This is a genomic window from Serratia sp. TSO36, from assembly GCF_057808395.1.
Genome location: NZ_JBJZOU010000007.1, coordinates 34170 through 53616, shown reverse-complemented (window position 1 = coordinate 53616; position 19447 = coordinate 34170). Strand labels below are relative to the sequence as shown.

19 protein-coding genes and 1 tRNA gene are annotated in these 19447 nt (G+C 54.4%); 6 read left to right on the top strand and 14 right to left on the bottom strand.

Going from position 1 to position 19447, the window contains the following annotated elements:
- Nucleotides 1–146 (top strand): ABC-type transport auxiliary lipoprotein family protein (locus ACK3CV_RS04980; RefSeq protein ID WP_170310510.1); only part of this gene is annotated, 146 nt, incomplete at its 5' end.
- Between the two features lie 322 nt (nt 147–468).
- Here the strand turns inward: ACK3CV_RS04980 and ACK3CV_RS04975 are convergent.
- The 5 genes from ACK3CV_RS04975 to ACK3CV_RS04955 form a co-directional block, all read right to left on the bottom strand.
- The gene (locus tag ACK3CV_RS04975) at nt 469–1110 is read right to left on the bottom strand and encodes a MarC family NAAT transporter (protein WP_060423864.1); all 642 of its coding nucleotides are present in this window, start codon (nt 1108–1110) and stop codon (nt 469–471) included.
- Between the two features lie 51 nt (nt 1111–1161).
- Nucleotides 1162–4215 carry an efflux RND transporter permease subunit gene (locus ACK3CV_RS04970; protein ID WP_046897670.1) on the bottom strand — a complete coding sequence of 1018 codons (3054 nt, stop codon included), beginning with the start codon at nt 4213–4215 and terminating at the stop codon, nt 1162–1164.
- Nucleotides 4215–5336, bottom strand: a complete 1122-nt coding sequence (locus ACK3CV_RS04965; protein ID WP_164040357.1) for an efflux RND transporter periplasmic adaptor subunit — start codon at nt 5334–5336, stop codon at nt 4215–4217. The genes ACK3CV_RS04970 and ACK3CV_RS04965 overlap by 1 nt, the downstream gene beginning before the upstream one ends.
- A 79-nt stretch (nt 5337–5415) precedes the next feature.
- Complete coding sequence (locus ACK3CV_RS04960; RefSeq protein ID WP_164040359.1) at nt 5416–6600, bottom strand: ATP-binding protein; 1185 nt, start codon at nt 6598–6600, stop codon at nt 5416–5418.
- Nucleotides 6597–7292 carry a response regulator transcription factor gene (locus ACK3CV_RS04955; protein ID WP_086581034.1) on the bottom strand — a complete coding sequence of 232 codons (696 nt, stop codon included), beginning with the start codon at nt 7290–7292 and terminating at the stop codon, nt 6597–6599. Before ACK3CV_RS04955 ends, ACK3CV_RS04960 begins: the two co-directional genes overlap by 4 nt.
- Before the next feature lie 310 nt (nt 7293–7602).
- Between ACK3CV_RS04955 and ACK3CV_RS04950 the strand changes: the two genes are divergently transcribed.
- Complete coding sequence (locus ACK3CV_RS04950) at nt 7603–8010, top strand: helix-turn-helix domain-containing protein (RefSeq protein WP_046897666.1); 408 nt, start codon at nt 7603–7605, stop codon at nt 8008–8010.
- A gap of 325 nt (nt 8011–8335) precedes the next feature.
- Here the strand turns inward: ACK3CV_RS04950 and ACK3CV_RS04945 are convergent.
- The 6 genes from ACK3CV_RS04945 to gpt form a co-directional block, all read right to left on the bottom strand.
- Nucleotides 8336–8411 (bottom strand) — tRNA-Thr (locus ACK3CV_RS04945).
- A 181-nt stretch (nt 8412–8592) separates the two neighbouring features.
- Nucleotides 8593–9846, bottom strand: coding sequence for a glutamate-5-semialdehyde dehydrogenase (gene proA, locus ACK3CV_RS04940; protein WP_164142005.1), 1254 nt, complete (start codon nt 9844–9846; stop codon nt 8593–8595).
- Between the two features lie 9 nt (nt 9847–9855).
- Nucleotides 9856–10959 (bottom strand): glutamate 5-kinase, encoded by a 1104-nt coding sequence (gene proB / locus ACK3CV_RS04935; RefSeq protein ID WP_033637217.1) that lies wholly within the window; start codon nt 10957–10959, stop codon nt 9856–9858.
- Between the two features lie 116 nt (nt 10960–11075).
- Nucleotides 11076–11477 carry a sigma factor-binding protein Crl gene (gene crl, locus ACK3CV_RS04930; RefSeq protein WP_004930258.1) on the bottom strand — a complete coding sequence of 134 codons (402 nt, stop codon included), beginning with the start codon at nt 11475–11477 and terminating at the stop codon, nt 11076–11078.
- 60 nt (nt 11478–11537) lie between these two features.
- Entirely contained in the window at nt 11538–12785 is a 1248-nt protein-coding gene (gene frsA / locus ACK3CV_RS04925; protein ID WP_033653332.1) for an esterase FrsA, read from the bottom strand.
- Between the two features lie 141 nt (nt 12786–12926).
- Complete coding sequence (gene gpt, locus ACK3CV_RS04920) at nt 12927–13385, bottom strand: xanthine phosphoribosyltransferase (RefSeq protein ID WP_033637215.1); 459 nt, start codon at nt 13383–13385, stop codon at nt 12927–12929.
- A 339-nt stretch (nt 13386–13724) separates the two neighbouring features.
- Here gpt and pepD point away from each other — a divergent pair, with 339 nt between their 5' ends.
- Nucleotides 13725–15185 (top strand): beta-Ala-His dipeptidase, encoded by a 1461-nt coding sequence (pepD, locus tag ACK3CV_RS04915; RefSeq protein ID WP_033637214.1) that lies wholly within the window; start codon nt 13725–13727, stop codon nt 15183–15185.
- Between the two features lie 42 nt (nt 15186–15227).
- On the opposite strand, the gene dinB is transcribed toward pepD, so the two are convergent.
- Nucleotides 15228–16289: a DNA polymerase IV gene (dinB, locus tag ACK3CV_RS04910; protein WP_033637213.1), complete on the bottom strand. Its 1062-nt coding sequence runs from the start codon at nt 16287–16289 to the stop codon at nt 15228–15230.
- Nucleotides 16290–16472: 183 nt separating this feature from the next.
- Between dinB and ACK3CV_RS04905 the strand changes: the two genes are divergently transcribed.
- The 3 genes from ACK3CV_RS04905 to ACK3CV_RS04895 all read left to right on the top strand — a co-directional run bounded on the left by ACK3CV_RS04905 (nt 16473) and on the right by ACK3CV_RS04895 (nt 18483).
- Nucleotides 16473–17369 (top strand): glycerophosphodiester phosphodiesterase family protein, encoded by an 897-nt coding sequence (locus ACK3CV_RS04905; protein ID WP_164040362.1) that lies wholly within the window; start codon nt 16473–16475, stop codon nt 17367–17369.
- 389 nt (nt 17370–17758) lie between these two features.
- Nucleotides 17759–18277 carry a type VI secretion system amidase effector protein Tae4 gene (locus ACK3CV_RS04900; protein ID WP_489009807.1) on the top strand — a complete coding sequence of 173 codons (519 nt, stop codon included), beginning with the start codon at nt 17759–17761 and terminating at the stop codon, nt 18275–18277.
- Entirely contained in the window at nt 18274–18483 is a 210-nt protein-coding gene (locus tag ACK3CV_RS04895) for a hypothetical protein (protein ID WP_164040366.1), read from the top strand. Before ACK3CV_RS04900 ends, ACK3CV_RS04895 begins: the two co-directional genes overlap by 4 nt.
- A gap of 136 nt (nt 18484–18619) precedes the next feature.
- On the opposite strand, the gene ACK3CV_RS04890 is transcribed toward ACK3CV_RS04895, so the two are convergent.
- Both ACK3CV_RS04890 and nqrM read right to left on the bottom strand, forming a co-directional pair.
- Entirely contained in the window at nt 18620–19039 is a 420-nt protein-coding gene (locus tag ACK3CV_RS04890) for a putative T6SS immunity periplasmic lipoprotein (RefSeq protein WP_086581029.1), read from the bottom strand.
- A gap of 176 nt (nt 19040–19215) precedes the next feature.
- Nucleotides 19216–19443, bottom strand: a complete 228-nt coding sequence (gene nqrM, locus ACK3CV_RS04885; RefSeq protein WP_004930244.1) for a (Na+)-NQR maturation NqrM — start codon at nt 19441–19443, stop codon at nt 19216–19218.
- Between the last annotated feature and the right edge of the window lie 4 nt (nt 19444–19447).

Genomic DNA, 19447 nt, shown 5'->3' with positions numbered 1-19447 from the left:
TGCTGAACCGCCAGGGGCGTTTGATCAAACGGCCTTTCAGCCTGGAATTGAAACAGGGCGAGGACGGCTATGATGCCCTGGTGCGCACCCTGGCGCAGGGCTGGCAGCAGGAAGCTCAGGCTATCGCCAAAGTGCTGTCCCCCTGAAATGGCAATCAACAGCCATAATGCACCGATGGCGGCTTATGGTGATGGGATCAGATTCGGGATTAGGCCTGTTGACGACGCACCAGAATAAAAGAAAAAGTAAAAAAAGTTCCCACCTTATTTGGGAACTTTTTGATAAAAAAAATAATAGCATGACGACAGTCATTACCACCGGCGCTCACAGCATTGTCCATGCAAAAAAGCTTTATGGCAGCCAAGAGCATCAGAGCATTATCAGAACTGATATAAATATAAGGTTTTAGATATTATTCTCGTCTGATATGCGCAACTTCATGCATATCAGACACTGAAGCGTTCACGTTTATTGCATTGTGACGAGCTCAATGACGCCATTTATAACAAACTGAACCCCCATACAGACCAGCAGGAATCCCATCACTCGGGAAATAGCATCGATTCCCGATGTTCCTACAAGCTTCATAACACCCAGTGACGCCCGCAGAGACACCCATAAAATCAGAGAAATAGCTATCGCAATCAGGGGGGGCGCGGTATAGGCGACCCACAAATCCAGATGCGATGTTTCAGCGCTGAATGTCGACGCGGCACTGATCAACATAGCAATGGTACCCGGGCCTGCCGTACTGGGCATTGCCAAGGGGATAAATGCTATATTTTTGGTTTTTCCCTTCTCGCCACTTTGAGGCTTATTCACATCCTGCGGAAACAGCATGTTAAACCCAATAAAGGCAACGATCATTCCACCTGCAATTCGTAATCCCGGAATGGATATGCCAAAGGTATTAATAACAGCCTTACCGGCATACCATGCAACCATCATAATCACAAAGACATAGAAAGCTGCCATAGCTGACTGCTTCTTTTTTTCTTGTTCAGACATGTCGCCTGAAAGCCCAAGAAAAAGAGCCACAGTGGTCAATGGGTTTACCAGCGGCAGTAATAAAACCAACCCTAGCCCAATAAGTTTAAATAACTCAAACATCTTTCCACCTCCTTTTAAAGTGTCCCCCGGAGCTATCTCCGGGGGTAAGTTCTATCGAGACTTCTCCCATTGCAGAACAGCGCTGATGGCAGCCGGCAATACCGTCAGGGTAAATAGGGTGGCAACGAATAGCCCACCAATAATGGCATAGGCCATAGGCCCCCAAAATACCTGATGCGCGATAGGTATCATCCCTAATATTGCTGCACAAGCCGTCAAGAGTATCGGTCTGGAACGATGCAGTGACGCCTCGACGATCGCCTCAGTATTATCCGCACCTTGCGCCCTGTTTATTTCCACTTCTTCAATAAGGATCACGGCATTGCGGATAATCATCCCCGCCAACGCAATCACGCCAAGAATCGCCACAAACCCCATTGGCGTTCCGGTGGGTAACATAGCGGCGACAACGCCAATCAAACCGAAGGGGGCAATCAACAGCGCCAGCATCATGCGTGAGAAACTACGCAACTGCACCATCAGCAAGATCAGCATCACCAATAAGGTCACTGGCAGAACCGCGAATACGGAACGGTTGCCTTTCATGGCTTCAATGACGCTTCCCCCCTCGGTAATGTGATATCCCGGAGGCAGACTTTTGCGTAATTCATCGACAACAGGCGCCAAACTCTTGGATACGCCGGACGCATTCAGCCCTGGCGCAATATCCGTTTGCACCGTAATGAAAGGCTCTCGTTGCCGCCGCCACTGAATAGGTTCGGCCAACGTATAGCCTATCGTTGCGATCTGCTTTAATGGCACAACGCGCCCATCGGCCGTCGTTAATTGCAAATCCGCGACGGTTTCAATGTCTCTCCGCGTATTTTCTGAAGCCCGCAGCACAACGTTAACCTGGCGGTTTCTGTCCCTGATCGTCGTTACAGCGGACCCCGAATACATTTCAGCAAGGGCGCTGGCGACATCCTGAGAGCTTAATCCCAAGGCCCTTGCTTCCGTCTGATTAAGCGTTATATAGAGTTCTCGTTGCGGTTCTCCCGCAGTAAGGTTGACCTCTCTTGTCTGCGGGTTGTCACCCAATTTCCCCGCCAACTCCATGGATATCTCACGGATTTTAGTCAGATCCGGACCGGAAACGCGATATTTCAACGGCCAACCTACCGGGGGCCCCAGCTCCAACGGCGAAGCACGCGTAACAAGATGGCCGAAATCTTTTTGCAGAATTTTTTCAAGCCTGGACTTCACGGCATCGCGCTCTTCAAGTCCCTTGGTGACCACAACCAATTGAGCGATATTTTCGTTATCAAGCAACAGGTCCATCGGCAAATAAAACCGCACGGCACCCGATCCAACGTACGTCGTAAAATGATCAATATCGGGATCCTTCTTGAGGATTTCCTCCAAGCGAATGGCTTCCCGCGCCGTGTCTTCCTGCACGGCATTTCTCGGCAGAGTCAGACTGACGAGCAACTCCGGCCTGTCAGAAGCAGGAAAGAACTCCTCTTCCATGTGCGAGGATCCGATAAAAGCAATGGCCAGCAACAGAACCGCCACGATGCCGGTCATCCCTCGGCGCTTAAGGATATATCGCAATGCACTTTCGTACTTTTGCATGACTTTACCTTTACCATGGGCGTGTTCCTTCATCACCTTAGGTAAAAGCCACACGCCTATCAGCGGTGAAAAAAGTACGGCAACAATCCATGAGTTGATAAGTGAAATCAGCACCACCATAAACAGAGAATAACAGTATTCCCCCGCACTCGACGTTGCGAAACCGACCGGGATAAAACCGGCGATCATGACCAATGTACCGGTCAGCATCGGGAAAGCCGTCGTCGTCCAGGCTTTTGTCGCCGCCTTTTTGACAGGGTCTCCTTTCTCCAGACGCGACATCATGATCTCTACCGTGATCATGGCATCATCGACCAGCAACCCCAGCGCAATAATTAACGCACCGAGGGAGATGCGCTGTATGCCTATGCCGGCAATTTCCATACCGATAAATGTCATGGCCAGCACCAGCGGAATGGATGCTGCAACCACTAACCCGGCACGAGTGCCTAATGACAAGAAAGACACAGCCAGCACAATGACAACCGCCTCAAGGAGCACTTTCATAAAGCTCCCCACCGCGTCATGCACCACCGTCGACTGATCGGCCACTTTCAGCACGTTGATACCCGCAGGCAAGCGGCTGGAGATATCATCCATCTTTTCGTTAAGCGCTTTGCCGAAATCCAGCATATTGCCTGTAGGGGCCATGGAGATGGCCAGGCCAATCGCCGACTCCCCGTTAACCCTGAAGGCCGGCGTCGGCGGATCGACCGCCTCGCGAGAGATGGTCGCAATATCCGTCAGAGGAACGAATTTATCCTGAATATGCAGTGTCAGCTGTTTGAGGCTTTCTTCCGATGCGAAAGCACCGCTGACTCTCAACATGACTTTATCTTTGTCGGTTCTGATTTCTCCCGCCGGAGTCACGGCGTTTTGCGCGCTGATGGCGTTCTTGATTTGGTCGAGCGTCAGCCCCATGCCCGCAATTTTCTGCGGTGAGAATGATAAGATGACCTGCTCTTCTTTTACGCCCAGCAGGTTCACTTTCCCGACGTCTGGCAGCGTTAAGACGTCCGTGCGAACTTTATCAACCAGATCGCGCAGTTCGCGCTCGCTGAATCCTTCACGCGTAAAGCCATAGATGGTGCCGTAGGTATCATCAAATTCATCGTTGACGGCAGGTGAACTGACACCGGCAGGAAGCTGAGGGGAAACGTCCTTTATTTTTTTTCTGACCGTATACCACAGTTCTTTGACTTTCTCCGGCGGCGTATTATCACGCAGATAGATAAAAATAACCGACTCGCCGGGCCGGCTGTAACTCTCCAAATAATCAAGATAAGGAACTTCCTGAAGTTTCTTCTCCAACGGATCGGTCACGAAATTGACGGTATCCTCCACAGAAGCCCCAGGCCAACTCGCGGAAACCACCGCCGTTTTAATGGTAAACGCCGGATCTTCATTACGCGGCAAGTTGTAATAGCTCATCACCCCGGCAATGGTGAGAACCAACATAAAAAAGGCAACCAGTTGCTGATTGGCAAGCGCCCAGGCAGACAGGTTAAACTTCTCGGGTTCAGAGGCATTCATCAGAATTTATCCTCCAAACTCACTTTCTCCCCAGGCCGTAACTTACTCACGCCGGCGATCACCACCTTGTCACCAGGTTTGAGGCCATCAGCAATAAACACGTCCTCGGAGCTATAGCGAATAACGTTAACTTTGCGCAACGCCAAGGTCGATGTATCCGGTTGAACAATTAAAACGGCAGGATCCGCGCCATCACGGGTCATCGCAGACGCCGGCAGAACAAACGCTGCCTGCCCCGGGATCACGATACTTCCCTGCACCGTCGCGCCCAAAGCCATTTTCTCTGGAGGGTTCGGCAGCGAGACTCTGACTCGCCAGGTCCGCGTCTGCTTATCCGCCTGTGGATTCACATCTCGGATCACGCCCTCAGTCACGACGGAAGGATCGGAAAGCAGCGCAATCTTGACTTTATTATCGGACAGATTGCTGTACAAAATAGCTTCTGGAACGTCAAATACGGCATCCACTCCCTGATTGAGTGAGAGCGTAACGACCCCCTGCCCTGCGCTGACAGTTTGGCCAGGGTTCAGGTTAACCGAAGTCACTACGCCATCCGACGGCGCAACCAGACGGGTGTAACCCAATTGCTCCTGAGCGATTTTCAAATTCGATTGAGCAGAGACGCGTTTTGCCGCAGCGACTTCAAGATTGACCTTAGCCTCATCAACCTGAGCCTGCGCGATAGCACCGGTTTTGATCAATGATTGCAGCCTCCTGAAATTGAGAGCAGCCAGGCGCTCTGAAGAAACGGCACCGGCCAGTTCGGCCTGCGCACTGCGCACCTGACTCTCGTTATTTCTGGGCTCCAACGTCGCGATCGTTTGCCCCGCCTTTAATTTGTCCCCCACATCGACTGGGCGGCTGAGGAGCCGGCCGTCAATGCGAAACGAGAGCTGAGACTCCTCATGGGGGCGAATTTCTCCGGTATGCTTTATTAAGACTCCGCCAACCGGATTATCGACGACAAGCGTTCGTACGGAACGTGTAGGCACCTCCTGTGTCTGTGCTTTATCATCACATCCCGCCAAAAAAACGAACAGGGGAATAATAAACAGTTTCCAATATTGAAATAGAAACACGCTCTTGACCGTACTTATTAACCTGAACAAACCTACTGACATAAGACATTCTCCTGATAGTCTGTCGAAGAATTAAACCTTTTTTATGTGTAGATTTAGTCCATGCTTTTTCAAGGAATCATCAAGACTCTATTTTCATTGGAAGAATTAGTTGAAATAGCATCCCACCGTCAGGATGATTCTGAGCACTGAGACTGCCGCCGTGCTCCCGACTTATCGCCATGGCGATAGAAAGCCCAAGCCCACTCCCCCCCAGATTTCTCGATCGAGAACTTTCTTCCCGTGAAAAACGCTCGAACATCAAAGGTAAAAACGCTTCACTGACGCCCGGCCCATAATCACGAAAACAGACGACAACCTCATTATTAAAATGATTAACCGTGATTGTCAGTTTCTTGCCGGAATACGCGTAGCGCATTGCATTTTTTATGAGAATCGTAACAACTTGCCCAATTCGGAATGGATCGGCGTAGACGAATACGGGAGCAGGACTTTCAAATTCAATCGTGAAATCTCCCTGAGAAACTTCAGCCTTTAGCCATTGCAAACGCTCCTGAATCAACTCGCACAAATTAACGTGGTATTTTTCTAATGATAACGCCCCGGCTTGCGACAAGGACAGCGTTTGAAGATCATCAATAAGGCGATTTAGGCTGGTCAAGGGCTGCATGACCAGATTTAACTGATGCTTGTCCGGCTCAAAAACGCCATCCATAATTCCCTGAAGGCGTGCGATTGAAGCCGTCAACGGCGAGCGTAATTCATGCGCCATAGCGATATGAGAAGCACGCAACTCCCCTTCATAATAAGTCAGTTTTTTGGTCATCTCATTGAAATCGTGAGTTAGAGTAAGAAGTTCTTCCGGCGCTTTCTCTTCTAATTTTGCTTGCACAGAGAAATCTCCCTCGGCGACTTTTCTCGCGGCAGCGACCAGGTAGGAAAATTGCTTCGCCAACGGCCGCGACATATAGAGCCCCAGTAAGACCATGAGAGGTATGGCGACAACCACCAAAATAGCCAGCATAATCCAATCCCCCGACGTGATCGATGGATTAGCAAAGTCAATGCCATACCAGTAGTGAAAAAGGCTATAAAATCTATATAAATCCTCATTGGGATTATTAAGCAAGTACAGGAATTCCTTTCGGACATCCGCCGGCATTTCATGATATAAAACCCAGGTACTATAAATGGCATAGCGCAACCACATACAGAGTGCAATAATAACAATCACCCCGACAGATTGAGAAATTACCCTCACGCAAATCCACTTCCAAAGCGAAACTCTTTTGCTTTTCTTATTCATTTATTCCAATACCTGTAGCCCATCGCTCTAACGGTCAGCAGTACATCATCCACCCCTACCGAATTGAGCTTTTTGCGCAAATTATAAATATGCGTATCGACAACCCGCTCAAATGCATCACTTTCCGGCAAACACATATTTAACAATGTTTGGCGGGAAAATGCTCTTTTAGGCGCACGCATTAGCACAGATAACAGTAAGAACTCAGTCGGTGTGAGATCAACTGCAATTTTAATGTTTTCAGCGGGGCAGACGTGAACCAGCATCGCCTCTTCATCAAGTTCTACCGGGCCACAAATAATAAGCTCAGATTTTATATTTAAAGCAGTCGCTCTTCTCAGCACAGCATGAACCCGAGCAACGACCTCTCCCGGGTTATAGGGTTTCACGATGTAATCATCAACGCCGTGCCTCAACGAGGAGATCTTATCCTGAATCTCGCCGATTGCCGTCACCATGATGACCGGCACATCACTCTTTCTACGCACACGTGCCAATATTTCATTGCCATTTATTCCCGGTAGCATGACGTCTAATAAAACCAAGTCAGGTTGCCAGGAAAAAACCATCTCAAGCCCTTTAACACCATCCCCTACCTTAGCAACGGCAAAGCACTCTCTTTTTAGATAAGCTTCCAGGACTTCTGCAGCATGCATATCGTCCTCGATGATTAAAATTCTTTTTTCTTCCATATATTAACCTGCTATTCAGTCACGCTAACCAAGTAAAAACAATATAATAAAGTTTAGCACTTTTTTATTTAAAGAATAAACAAAAAACGACGATAGTACATATCAGGCGATTAAAAATAAAGTCAGCATGACTTCATTCAAAATCGGCTCGACAAAAAAACGACGCAATAACATTGAAATTCAAATAGTTACCTACGGAGTAGCATTAACCCGAAAATAAAAAAACAGAAATTGATAACATCTTGACAAAGTTAAGCAATAATCGAGATTTCAATAACGCCAACAGGTGAAGATATCGGGAGCCGATGCAATGGAAATGAGCAAAATTGAACAGTCTAGAATATTTATTAATAGCGTTATCAATCTGTTGGAAATGCATCTCAAGCAACCGGTAAATATCATCAACCTGATTGATAAAACTGGATATTCCAGATGGTATGTTCAACGTAAGTTCTGTGCTTTGGCCGGTATATCGATGAAGTCTTACATCAGGTCAAGAAAAATGACAGAGGCGGCGAAAATGATTTTATCTACAGACAGGAAGATCATAGACATTGCACTTGAATATGGTTATCTGGAACAGCAGGCTTTCTGTCGCATCTTTAAAAACCACTATGGCGTTTCCCCTACGATGTTTCGCAAAATGAATAAGCCACGTGAAGACATTTGGATATCGGCTAAAACAGTGCTTGTAAAATTTACGAACAATGGGAAATAAAATTGAGGGCGTAAAGAAGTTACAACATGTTGCCAGCGATGAAGAAAAACAGGATGTGATTAATCAGCGCACGTTTGTGACAAAAAGAAAAATAACCCATTGATTTTTATTTAGAATACCTTTTTCCTAACAATCAGCTCAATAAATTAGCAACATCTAGAGCCAATGAATAACTTTCCTTGATTATACAATCAACGACATTTTCTGTCGCCAGACAAACGCGATCTTATTCGCATAGTTCCAACCTGGTGGTTTTCTCAAATACATCATGATGCGACTGCATTTTATAATTATTTTGCTTTCTCGAATGTCTGGGATATTGAGATGGTGCCGATAATAGGAGTCGAACCTACGACCTTCGCATTACGAATGCGCTGCTCTACCAACTGAGCTATATCGGCATCGAGCCGGGCCTGCGAGGCAAGCCGGAAGTGCGTTGAACAAGGTAGACCTGCGCGCGAAATGAGTCAATAGCCGCCGGGGCGTTTGGTTGTTTTGCAAGCAGTGATACTGCCGCGCCCCCCAAAAACACTCAGGGCGCAGCACGCTGCGCCCTGACGTCTTTATGACCGCAATCCGGCCTTAGCTGCGCACCAGATCGTCGCCGTAGCCAATCCACTTGTAGGTGGTCAGCGCGTCCAGGCCCATCGGGCCGCGGGCGTGCAGTTTCTGGGTGCTCACCGCCACTTCCGCGCCCAGGCCGAACTGGCCGCCGTCGGTGAAGCGGGTGCTGGCGTTGACGTACACCGCCGAGGAGTCCACCGCGCGCACGAAGTGCTCGGCGCTGCTCAGCGAGCGGGTGAGGATCGCGTCGGAGTGGTTGGTGCCGTGGGTGCGGATGTGGTCGATGGCCTGATCGATATCGTCCACCAGCAACACGTTCAGATCCAGCGACAGCCATTCGTCGTCGTAATCCTCCGCGTTCACCGGCACCACCGTCGCCGGGCCGCCCTGCAACAGCGGCAGCGCGTTTTCCGCCGCGTGCAGCGTCACGCCCGCCGCCGCCATTTTGGCGCTCAGCGCCAGCAGGAACTCAGCGGCGATGCTGCGGTTCACCAGCAGCGTTTCCAGCGAGTTACAGGCGCTCGGGCGCTGGATCTTGGCGTTCTCAATCACCGTCAGCGCCTTGTCGAAATCGACGTCGGCATCCACGTAGGTGTGGCACACGCCGATGCCGCCGGTGATCACCGGGATGGTCGATTGCTCGCGGCACAGCTTGTGCAGGCCGGCGCCGCCGCGCGGGATCAGCATGTCGACATAGCGATCCAGGCGCAGCAGCTCGTTCACCAGCGCGCGATCCGGGCTGTCGATCGCCTGTACCGCCGCCGCCGGCAGGCCGCACTGTTCCAGCGCCTGCTGGATCACTTTCACCGTTGCCTGGTTGGTGTTGTGCGTCTCTTTACCGCCGCGCAGGATCACCGCGTTGCCGGTTTTCAGGCACAGGCTGGCGACGTCGATGGTGACGTTGGGGCGCGCCTCGTAAATCACGCCGATCACGCCGAGCGGCACCCGACGGCGCTCCAGCTTCAGCCCGCTGTCCAGCAGGTTGCCGTCCAGCACGTGGCCGACCGGATCGTTCAGGCGGCACACCTGGCGCACGTCGTTGGCGATCGCCGCCAGCCGCGCCGGGGTCAGCAGCAGGCGATCGAGCAGCGCTTCGCTCATGCCGGTGGCCCGCGCCTGCGCCATGTCTTGTTCGTTCGCCAACAGGATCGCTTCGCTGTCGGCTTCCAGCCTGTCGGCCATCACCGACAGCACCTGATTCTTCTTCGCCGTGCTCAGCACCGCCAGCTGCCAGGAGGCCTGCTTGGCGGCCTTCCCCATCTGCTCCAGCATGCTCACTCCTTAACTGACAATCATATCGTCGCGGTGCACTGCCACCGGACCGTATTCATAACCGAGGATTTCGCTGATTTCCTGCGAGTGGTGCCCGGCGATCATGCGCATCGCATCGCTGTTGTAGCGGCTGACGCCGTGCGCCAGATCGCGCCCCGCCAGGTTGCGGATGCGGATCACTTCGCCGCGCGAGAAGTCACCCTTCACGTCGCGAATGCCCTTCGGCAACAGCGAGCTGCCGCGCGCCATCATCGCTTCCACCGCGCCGTCGTCGACGGTGATCTCGCCGGCCGGCGGCGCGCCAAAGATCCAGCGTTTGCGGTTTTCCAGCGGGGTTTCCAGCGCGTGGAAACGGGTGCCCACCGGTTTGCCTTCGATCACGTCCGCCACCACGCCCGGCTTGCTGCCGGCGGCGATCACCACGTCGATGCCGGCGCGGCAGGCCACGTCGGCCGCCTGCAGCTTGGTGCCCATGCCGCCGGTGCCCAGGCCGGAGACGCTGTCGCCGGCGATGGCGCGCAGCGCGTCATCGATGCCGTGCACTTCACGGATCAGTTCGGCCTGCGGGTTGTTGCGCGGATCGGCGGTGTAGAGGCCCTGCTGATCGGTCAGCAGCAGCAGTTTGTCGGCCCCGGCCAGAATGGCCGCCAGCGCCGACAGGTTATCGTTGTCGCCCACCTTGATTTCGGCGGTGGCGACGGCGTCGTTCTCATTGATTACCGGCACGATGCGGTTGTCCAGCAGCGCCGTCATGGTGTCGCGCGCGTTGAGAAAGCGCTCGCGGTCTTCCAGATCGGCGCGCGTCAGCAGCATCTGCCCGACGTGGATGCCGTAAATGGAAAACAGCTGTTCCCATAGCTGGATCAGGCGGCTCTGCCCCACCGCCGCCAGCAGCTGCTTGGAAGCGATAGTGGCGGGCAGCTCGGGGTAGCCCAGGTGTTCGCGCCCGGCGGCGATGGCGCCGGAGGTGACAATGACGATGCGGTGGCCCGCGGCGTGTTGCTGCGCGCACTGGCGCACCAATTCGACGATGTGGGCGCGGTTCAGACGCAGCGATCCGCCGGTCAACACGCTGGTGCCCAATTTCACAACCAATGTCTGGCTGCCGTTCATAGTATTTCTGCCGTATGTAATGATGAGAAGAAGAGTGCAAAGGTCTTTGTAACAGGAGAGACGCGTTATGCCAACAGGCACAACGCGAAATCAGCACAATACGTGGTCAAACGGGGTCAGGCGGAGAGTTTGATCAGTTTTTCTTTGAAATCGTCGGCGGGTTCCAGCCCCAGTTCCATGGTCGCCAGCAGCTCGCCCAGGCGGCGATGGAAGTCGCGCAGGGTGTCTTCCAGCTTGGCGTTCACTTCATCATCCTTAATGTTTTGCGCCGTCCAGTCGCCTTCTTTGTCGAACAGGCCGAATTGGTACGAATAGGTGAAGCGCGCCTCTTCCGCCTGCAGCTCCATCCACCAGCCCCAGAACTCGCGCTTCTCCGGAGCGGGCTTTACATTGACGCAGACGGCCAAACAATCAAAGAAAAAACGGTCGTTTTCACATTGCCCTTCACGCAGGTACGGCCCCAAGCTGGCAAAACGTTTCATTAGTCGGCTTTTAGGGTGACCACTCGGTAACGTCATTCTCTAACCTCCTCAATGTAGACCACTCTTTTTAACAAACTGTTAAAATTTAGCAACTAATTAACGCATTTTGTCCTTCAGCCAGCCGGACATTTGCAGCAACGCCCGGTGAAAACTGTCGTAAACCGGGGTGCGTGGGATGGCGACCAGCTTGCCGCTCACCGAGGAGGTGACGATCAGCTGCGACTCCTCTTTCGGGCTGAGCGTATCGCGCTCCCAGTAGCCGGAGATCATCGGCGTCGGGCAACGGCGCCCCAGCAGCCCCTGCATTTTCAGCGAGTAGCTGTTCAGCTCCACCTTCAGCACGTTGTCGGAGGCGTTGGCCATGCCCATGCGGCTGGCCAGCACGTCCATATACATGTCCGGTACGTTCAGCTGGGTGCTGCTGTCGCACAGCAGGCGATGCACCACCGGCCCCAGGCAGGCTACGCCGCGCAGCCGCTGCGGCTCCAGGTAGGCCAGCCGCACCGCCACGTTGGCGCCGAAGCGGAAGCCGAAGGCGCTCACCCGCTGATGATCCACCCACGGCACCGAGGCCAGCTGGATCAGCACCTGCTGGTGCAGGTAGCTGGAATCCTGCGTCAGCTTCCATTTGCAGGAGGAGCCGATCGACGGCATGTCGAGCGTCAGCATGGCGATGCCGTGCGGCGCCAGGTAGTCGCGGAACAGGCGATGATAGTCGGTCTGCAGCGTATCGAGGCTGCCGCACATCAGCACCGTCGGGAACGGCGCTTCGCCTTTCTCCGGCATGTGCAGGAAGCCGGTGACGCTGGCGCCGCCTTCGATGCGGAACTCCAGCTCTTTCAACTGATACGGCAGCAGTAGCGCCGCCTCTTCGTACGCGCGGTTGGCGAGCATCTCCGCCTGTTCGGCCAGCTCGTCGCCCTTCAGGTGCGGATAACCGGCGATGCTGTACAGGCTCGCGGCCTTCAGCCAGTATTGGCCGCCGAGCAGCGGATCCTGCTGCTCCGTCGCCCGCTGCTGCCACTGCATGCCCTGATGGATCCACTCGTAGATCCAGTTGCCGTTGCGGTAGCCCACCACGGTATCCAGCCGCTGCGGATTGCTGCGTTCGGCGTCCGAGGCGGCGATGCGCGCCAGCACTTCGTGGATTTCGATCGGGCTGACGCCACGCCAGGCCCACAGCAGCGGATTCAGCATGCGGTACCAGCTGCCGGTGGTGTCGCCTTCCAATGCGGAATGCATGGCGGCGCTCACTTTGTTGCGCGCGCGCAGCACCAGCGTCGAGGTTTCAGGGTGTTTGAATTTGGGCTTGAAAAGAATTTCAGAAAGGTTGGCCTGTGCCATGGTAACAACAGCCTCCGTAAATCTGGCGATAGGCCGCAAAAGGCCTACTTAACTGGAGGTAGTGTACCTAACTCTGGCGGGATAAACCAAAATAACGCAAACGCCCGGCATAACCGGGCGTTTACTTGGAACTGGCTGGGCTTAGCGGCCGCCGATCGGTGGAACGAAGCTGACGCCCATATCCCACGGCTGTTCGATCCAGGTGTCCTGCGGGATGTCGACCACGTAGTCGTCCACCAGCGGACGGCCCGCCGGTTTGGCGAAGATGGTGACGAAATGCGCTTTCGGGTACATATCGCGGATCGCTTTCGCGGTGCCGCCGGTATCCACCAAATCATCCACCACGATGAAGCCTTCACCGTCGCCTTCGGCGCGCTTGAGCACTTTCATTTCGCGTTGGTTGTCATGGTCGTAGCTGGAAATGCAGACGGTATCCACATGGCGGATGCCCAGTTCGCGCGCCAGCAGAGCCGCCGGCACCAGGCCGCCGCGGCTTACGGCAATGATGCCCGTCCATTTGTCGGCAGGCAGCAGGCGGTGCGCCAGCTTGCGTGCGTGCATTTGCAGCATATCCCAGGTAACAACGTATTTTTCGCTCATAGAATTGTGTCCCAGCCGGCTGGTGAAGCGGCTTACTTTATAGTTCAGGGGAAAAAAGGTTGCGCGAGATTATAGAGACTGGCCGCGTTGAATTCCAGTTGTACCGAGGAAAACCTCGCGATTTCCGCCGCGCGGCTTTTCGGTGATTGATGCTGAAAAAGCGAACGTTCTCGCAGCGAAGCCGTGTGATCAAGCGCTTAAACCGCACAATACGGTGCGCGCACCGCCGGAAATAAAGTGATATTCTCTGGTGATCGTGCCACAACGCACAGATACCCGCTCACCTTAACCGCGCGGCACGCCCGTCCTGTCGGAGCCTGCCGTCACAGGAGACTTATAGTGTCTGAATTGTCTCAGCTTTCGCCACAGCCGCTGTGGGATATTTTCGCCAAGATCTGTTCTATCCCGCACCCTTCTTATCATGAAGAAGCGCTGGCGCAGCACATCCTCACCTGGGCCAAAGAAAAGAACCTGCACGCCGAGCGCGATCGGGTCGGCAATATCCTGCTGCGCAAGCCGGCCACCAAAGGCATGGAAAATCGCAAGCCGGTCGCGCTGCAGGCGCACCTGGACATGGTACCGCAAAAGAATAACGACACCGTGCACGATTTCGCCAAGGATCCGATCCAGCCTTATATCGCCGGCGAGTGGGTGAAAGCGCGCGGCACCACGCTGGGCGCCGACAACGGCATCGGCATGGCCTCCGCCCTGGCGGTGCTGGCCGACGACAGCGTTGAGCACGGCCCGCTGGAAGTGCTGCTGACCATGACCGAAGAGGCCGGCATGGACGGCGCCTTCGGGCTGCAGCCGAACTGGCTGCAGGCGGATATCCTGATCAATACCGACTCCGAAGAAGAAGGCGAAATCTACATGGGTTGCGCCGGCGGTATCGACTTCATCACTACCCTGCCGCTGCAGCGCGAAGCGGTGCCGGCCGGTTACCAAACCCTGAAGCTGACCCTCAAGGGCCTGAAAGGCGGCCACTCCGGCGCCGAGATCCACGTCGGGCTGGGCAACGCCAACAAGCTGCTGGCGCGCTTCCTGTTCGCCCATGCGGCGGCGCTGAACCTGCGCGTGCTGGATCTGAACGGCGGCACCCTGCGCAACGCCATCCCGCGTGAAGCCTCTGCGGTGGTTGCGGTGCCGGCGGACAAGGCCGACGCGCTGAAAGCGCTGAGCCAGGAGTTCCTGGCCGTGCTGCAGAACGAACTCTCCGCCAAAGAGAAGAACATCACCGTACTGCTGGAGCCGACCACCAGCGCTTCGCAGGCGCTGAGCGCCGACAGCCAGCAGCGCTTGCTGGCGCTGCTGAACGGTACGCCGAACGGCGTGATCCGTATGAGCGACGCGGTAAAAGGCGTGGTGGAAACCTCGCTGAACGTCGGCGTGGTCACCACCAGCGAAAACGAAGCGGAAATCATCTGCCTGATCCGCTCCCTGATCGACAGCGGCAAAGATTACGTGGTCGAGATGCTGACCGCGCTGGGCCAGCTGGCCGGCGCCAAGGTGGCGCCGAAGGGCGGCTACCCGGGCTGGCAGCCGGACGCCGACTCGCCGGTGATGCACCTGGTGCGCGAGCTGTATCAGGAGCTGTTCGACAAGACGCCGAACATCATGGTGATCCACGCCGGTCTGGAATGCGGTCTGTTCAAAAAGCCGTATCCAAACATGGACATGGTATCGATCGGGCCAACCATCACCGGCCCGCACTCGCCGGATGAGCAGGTGCATATCGAAAGCGTCGGTCTGTACTGGAAGCTGCTGACCTCGCTGCTGAAAGCGATCCCTGAGCGCGCATAAGCCGCGCGCTTAACGCAAAAAGCCGGCGACTTGCCGGCTTTTTTATTCCCAAGGCAGCGCCAGCTGCCGCTCCAGCTGCGGATCGAGCAGCGTCACGTGCAGCCCCACCAGCCGCACGCCGCGCCCTTCGCGCCGCTCGCGCCACGCCTGCCGCGCCACCTCCAGCAAATCCTGCCGGTTCAGCACCGGGAACACGTGCTCCTGGGTGGTTTGCTGAAAATCCTGAAACTTCAGCTTCACACCCTGCCGGGCGATGTGCAGATCCGGTTTCACCTTGCGCAGCCGCATCTCCAGCTCGGGATAGAGTTTGTCGATAATCAGCGTTTCGCAGTCTTCCCAGTCGTGAATGTCTTCCGCCAGCGTGCGCTCTACCCCCACCGATTTGCGCAGCCGCTCCGACGATATTTCGCGCCGATCGATGCCCTGGCACCGCTCCCACAGCACCCGGCCGAACTTGCCGAAGCGCTTGAGCAACTGCGCCAAATCGTATTGCTGCACGTCGGCGCAGGTGATAAGCCCCACCTCTTCCAGCCGCTTGGCGGTCACCTTGCCGACGCCGGGGATCTTGCTGAGCGGCAGCTGTTGCAAAAACGCCGGCACCTGCGCCGGCGTGATCACGTATTGCCCGTTCGGCTTGTTCATCTCGGAGGCGATTTTGGCGAGAAACTTGATAGGTGCGACGCCGGCCGACGCGGTGAGGTTCAGCTCGTCGGCGATCGCCTGGCGGATCTCCTGGGCGATCAGCGTCGCCGAACCGTTGCATTGCGGGCTGTCGGTCACGTCGAGGTAGGCTTCATCGAGCGACAGCGGCTCGATCAACGGGGTATAGCGGGCGAAGATTTCACGGATATGCAGCGAGGCCTCTTTGTAGGCCGCCATGCGCCCCGGCAGCAGGGTGAGATGCGGACACAGCTTGAGCGCCATCGCCGTGGACATGGCGCTGTGTACGCCATAGCGCCGCGCCGGGTAGTTGGCGGTGCTGATCACCCCGCGCCGATCGGCGCTGCCGCCAATCGCCAGCGGAATATCGCGCAGGCTGGGATCGTCGCGCATTTCCACCGCCGCGAAGAAGCAGTCCATATCGACATGAATGATTTTACGCATCGCACCCTCCAGTAACACTGTATAAGTATACAGTCAGATACCGAAAGCTCAAGGCCGCGGAGCTCGAGGAAAGCGGCGTTTCCGCCAGATATTTCCGCGTTGTTAAAAAAGCTTAATTTTTCAATAGTATGATTTCCGCCATCCCGTGCGGCTCTCCACAACGATAACGACAAGGTACCCTACATGATCAGATTTTCTCATTTGCTGCTGGCTTCCGCGCTGTCGCTGAGCGCGCTGGTGGCCAGCGCCGCCGCCGGTCATGCGCCGGCGATCGTCGCCCACCGCGGCGGCACCGCCGATGCGCCGGAAAACACCCGCATCGCTATCGAAACGGCATTGAAAAACGGCGCCGACGCCATTTGGATCACCCTGCAAGAATCCAAAGACGGCGTCATCGTGCTGTACCGCCCTTCGGATCTGAAAACGTTGACCAACCGACAGGGCCCGGTCTCCGCCTATACCGCCGCGCAGCTGGCCGAGACCGACGCTGGCTGGGCTTTCGCCAAGGGGGATGCGCACCCGTTCCGCGGCCAGGGCATCGGCATTCCGCGGCTGGATGAGGTGTTGAAGGCCTTTCCGCGCGTGACTTTCTATCTGGACATCAAATCCCCGGACGCCGATCCGGCTCAGTTTGGCCGGGCGCTGCTGGCGACGCTGGAAAGCACCGACAGCCTGAACCGCATCCGCGTCTACTCCACCGACGCCAAATACCTGCAGGCGCTGCCGCCGGCCATCCCGCGCTTCGAAAGCCGCGACGAGACCCGCACGCTGCTGGCCAACGTCACCATGGCGCACCAGTGCGATGTCAAACCGGACAACCGCCAGCCGCGCTGGTACGGGCTGGAGCTGAAGCGCGAGGTGGAAGTGGTGGAGAAATATACCCTCGGCGAAGGGCGTTCGAAGGCGTTTCTGACCTGGGATAAAGAGTCGATGGACTGTTTCCGCTCGCAGGGCCCGGCGCACATCATCCTGTTCGGCGTCAACTCGCCGCAGGAATATCAGCAGGCGCTGGCGCTGGGCGCCGACGGCGTGATGGTTAACTCCCCGGCCGAGGCGAAAAGCTTCCGCAAGGCGAAATAACAATAGAACACCGGAGAAAATCTGAGGGAATGAGATACTCAACGCTCTCCTAATGAAGGGAATTTCTCCGGAATTTCACAATCAATCAATATTAATATTTTATTTATTATCAATTAAATATATTAAAAATAAAACGTATAGCCGCATAATATTCGGTGCATAAATATCCTCTTCTCATAATGCGATCAACGTCTATTTTTCGAACAAAACATCACCATTAGTGACGACAATACCCTAGGATCTGGCCATCTTTGGAAACACGCCAACAATCAGTCTTTCTTAGACTTTTCTAAATAGCACCTCCACTCATCTAAATAGCTCTACGGGTATCAACATATGCTATGGCATCGGAGGGCTAGAGAATAATGGAATGATTTAAAAGGAATTATATGTCGATAACTTTTAACAAACTTTGGGAAAAACATCCTCAAATCAATGGGAATGAGTATCCATGCCGCACTGTCCATGGTGATAAAGCCTTTGATGATCAGTGTGCTATACGCATCGGTGCAGCTTTGGTTCATTGTGGGTATGATGTCAGTAAATTGTCAGGCGTGAACTTTTGTTGGTTACACAAGAAAAGTGAGGGCCATATTTTGCGTGCTGAAGAACTGGCAAATGCTTTAGCACGAACACCGATACCGGGACTAGGACGCATGGTAAAAGTCACACCCAACCAGTTTGAGCGAGTGCTGAAAGGCAAAACCGGCATTATCTTTTTTAAAGATTACTGGCAGCGAGGGAATGAAAACTTTCGCAATCGCTCGGGAGATCATATAGATCTGTGGAACGGTTCTCGTTTAACCACACTATCGAGCTATTTTCGTATTCAATGGGGGCATTCTTGGGATGGGCGTTTTAGCGATTTTTTTAAATCAAAAGAAGTCTGGTTCTGGCAGGTGATATGAAACGGATAGCAGCAATTATTGCCGGTGCGATAATAGGTATCGGCCTCATGCTCCTGGCTTTTCCCTTTCTCTCAGACTGGATTATTGGCCACGTTGAGGGCGAGGATCAGATGTCGGCTAACTTCGAGTTGCTGGCGATTAGCCTGGTGTTGTGCTGTTTCGTGGGTGGTATACTCGGCAACCTGGCCTATTCCAAAAGCAAATAACCCCTCATAAATGAATGCGTTGAACGCTGATGCCTTACATCGATACGAAAAGCTTCCGCAAGGCGAAATAAATAACCGGCTACGGCATAAGACGGTTCGACATCCCACCTTATGCCCGTATGGCTTTCAACATCCGTTAGCGAGCAGGAACTACCTGGATGATGCCATTTTCATTGCGAACACTAAACCCAGCGCCGAATAGCCGGGCGGCAGGCTCAAGGCCTTTATTTCGTTTATCCCGCGACAACAGCGTCACCGATACCCCGTAAGACTTCCCGCCTTCGAATTTATAGTTATCGTCGGGAATGCACGTAGCCACGGTGAGCGCAGGCATCTCGTTATCCGCGAAGTGCTTGCCGAAGATAGCGTTGGCGTTGCCGATTTCTTCGATAATAACGCCGGCCAACCGCTCGTCCCCTTCCGGTTGAACCCGCACGCAAACGTGGTTATCAACCACAGTGACGCTGGCCGCGTAGTTCTTTGGCCTCGGATCGTTCATGTGCATACAGCCGGCGAGCAGCAAAGTCAGCGTTCCAGCCAAAATAATGCGGTTCATCCTGTTACCTCTGCTTAAGAAACTGAGAAAGTGTAAATTCGTATTTTCTGGCGATCGTTTTATCCGTTACGCCCTGAAAATTCACGCCATTGTTAATCGCGCCCAGCCCAACTTTCATACGCCTTTCGGCTAAGGCCCAAATAAAAAACCCGGCCAAGGCCGGGTTTTCGCTACAGCTACAGAATGCGGTGCTTGTCCAGCTGCTCGCGCCGCTGTGCCGCTTTAGCTTCGCGCTTTTTGCGCGCATCGCAAGGTTCCGGGCAGTCGCAGACTTTCTCCATCCCCAATGCGGTGATGCCGCCGCAGCTGCCCTGCAGGCTTTTGCGTTTGAACACGTAACCCAAAGACATCCCGCCGACGATCAGCAGGAATAACACGAAGGTGGCGGCGAATACCGTCAGCATAGCA